Origin of the sequence: Halogranum amylolyticum (assembly GCF_900110465.1) — an archaeon.
GTDB lineage: Archaea > Halobacteriota > Halobacteria > Halobacteriales > Haloferacaceae > Halogranum > Halogranum amylolyticum.
Genome location: NZ_FODV01000054.1, coordinates 1 through 2,478, shown reverse-complemented (window position 1 = coordinate 2,478; position 2,478 = coordinate 1). Strand labels below are relative to the sequence as shown.

Genomic DNA, 2,478 nt, shown 5'->3' with positions numbered 1-2,478 from the left:
TGACAGCTGTTCTGATCAGCAACTGCGAAATAATCAGAGTCGCCGTGCTGAATATACCCTCTGAGTGTTGCACGCCACTTCTGACAGGGTTCAGTGAGGTTTCTACTGTCGTGCTGAACTCAGCGCGCAAGTCGCTCAGAGACAGACAAAACCGTTGGGTTCATACTACTATTGGCGAAATATACCGCACAGATGACAGATGGCCCCTCCAGACGCCGTGCTCTCCAGCTGTTTGGGACAACTTGTGGCATTTCTCTTTTGTCCGGGTGTAACTCGACTCAGAGTTTCACATCGTCTTCGTCTGTTCCACAGTTCGATGCCCGGTACACTACGAACCAACCAACAGAGGCAGTCGTGGCATCAAGCATAACGACGCAGACTGGGCCACCTTACTATGCAACTCTCGTTACAACCCAGGAACAGGCTGACGAGTTGCTACGGATCGAGACCCTCCCTGAGCACGCCCACTCAGAGTGGCAGTCGATAAACTATGAAGAAGAGTTTGTCGCAGTCTTCCTGTCTCGATTTGATCTCGGAGGACCATCCGGGAGCAAGCCTGCGTCGTCTGTCGAAGAAGACACGTTCGTCTTCTCCTCAATGGGATGGATGGTGAGTTCTACTATCAAAATCACATCTACACCGTACTCGAAAGATGGACGCTCAATGACGCTGATGCCCCGCAAGAGACCATCGTGAAACTCAACTATGGAGAATGAACGACACACTCTCTAAGTTCAGCACGCACTTTCTGTCACTTCTTGGAGAGATAGACCGATAGCTGCTCGCTTTGTGAGCTGTGAGTTGGCGTCACTCCGGCAGTGTTCGCTTCCCCGTTCGATAGCACTCCCAGCAGGGGAACCCGTCGCCGAGGTCTGCACAGTCGCACTCATCCGACTCTGCAGCGTCGCCGTCGCTCACGACGGTTCCGCCGTCGGCGACCGCCTGCGTTGCAGCGGCATCGAGGAATGGAGTTCGAATCGCAACCGCCACACGGTGTTTACATGCCGAGGAATACTTCGCGTCGGCTGGACACTCACAAGCCACCGGAATTCCATCGTCGACGGTGACGTGGTACTCGTGGGTTGCTGGCTCGGCGTGACTACAGTTTCTGATGCGAATACCGCCGTCGCAGCCTTCGAACTCGAATGCCTCGTATTGGGCTCGTTTGACGACTCTTCGGGTTGTGTCGAGGTGTGCAAATGCATTCGTCATGGGTCAACGAGGCACCTCTCGAGTGCCCCGCACCCTTCAGGGGGCAAATAAAACTTCTCTGCGTGAGCTTACTGACTTGCTCTTGGGTCAGGCCCAAAGCACGGGGATCCACACAGATCGCACTCCCAGATTGGCTGTTCACTCCACGCGTCGTCGGGACTTTCCTCGAACGCCGAGAACCGATGTGTCGTCTCTCGGTCACACTCCCAACATTGTAGTGACCTCTTCATCGGCACCCGATGTTCCCGAGACTCCGAACGCGTCTCCACAGGAGAGCGTTGGAGTGCAATCGCTGGAACGAGCCAGCCGCCGTCGCCAGCACTCTCGAGGAGCGTCGAGAGGTGCGCTTTATTCTGAATGGCGCTCCCACTCTCGTCGTAGAGGTACGTCGCGTGTTCAGTCGCTGAGCGAGTGGTGCTTCCCCAGGTCATTCGCTCACGGGCGACTGCAAGCACCTCCTCGCCACGCTTTGAAGCGACTCGCAGCGCAGGGGAGAGCGTTGGCCAGTTGTCGGTCACCTGTGCGGCAGGCTCCTCGTCGAAGTCGTAGATGAGCTGGCACTCGTCGACGGCGGGGTCGAACCTATTCGTTGCAAGCAACCTCGCTGCGGCGGCTCCCTTCGCGACGGCGCCGTAGTACGTCGACGACTCGACGAACAGGTGCACGACGTGCAGGAGCGACAGCTCAGTGTCCGAGTGACGCTGCTCGTTCGATGGATCGAGATGGTGGGTGAGACAGAATCGGCACTTTGGCTTCCCCGGGGGGAATCGACGTCCCACAAGAGGTACAGTTGGTCCCTCGTTGTTGAGCCTCGGCTGGGTAGCCTGCGATGGAACGCCCGTTGTTCTGCGCGTCGAAACGAGTATCGAGTTCGTGGTCAGGTGTCTGAGTCGCTTCACCCACCGGACGGAGTGCTTCGTAGTCGGCGTAATGGTCAGTCATCGGCTTGTCTCGATTTCATCCGTCCTAGTATTTCAATATCGAGACGACCCCGAGGAATCGCACTCGGGTTGCGTTCGGCCACAGAATTACTCGTCTTGTCTGTCGACGCCGAGCTCCCCCGAAGAACCCTACGTTGATGCGACTGGCACCTCCCCGTCGAGCAGCTCGGTAAGTTCTGCACGTCGTGCTCGCAACGTCGCCGGCGTCGTTCCAGCGGCCGCCGCAACCTGTGTCTGTGTAAGCGACTGCCCATGTTCACGACTGGCGAGATAGAGACAGGCTGCAGCAACCCCAGACGGCTGATAGCCGTTCGTAATGGACGTC

The 2,478-nt window shown here is 57.3% G+C and carries 2 protein-coding genes and 1 pseudogene; all 3 read right to left on the bottom strand.

Annotated features, from left to right (window positions below):
- Window positions 1-807: 807 nt before the first annotated feature.
- Entirely contained in the window at window positions 808-1,212 is a 405-nt protein-coding gene (locus BSG17_RS25750) for an SWIM zinc finger family protein (RefSeq protein ID WP_089828190.1), read from the bottom strand.
- A gap of 68 nt (window positions 1,213-1,280) precedes the next feature.
- Window positions 1,281-1,991, bottom strand: a complete 711-nt coding sequence (locus BSG17_RS25745) for a biosurfactant protein 1 (protein ID WP_449271725.1) — start codon at window positions 1,989-1,991, stop codon at window positions 1,281-1,283.
- 291 nt (window positions 1,992-2,282) lie between these two features.
- Window positions 2,283-2,478: pseudogene (locus BSG17_RS25740) on the bottom strand (transcription initiation factor IIB family protein); the annotation flags it as partial.

What these genes read in the sequence shown, in the direction of transcription:
- BSG17_RS25750 (WP_089828190.1), bottom strand. Translation starts at nt 1,212, where the DNA reads ATGACGAATGCATTTGCACACCTCGACACAACCCGAAGAGTCGTCAAA.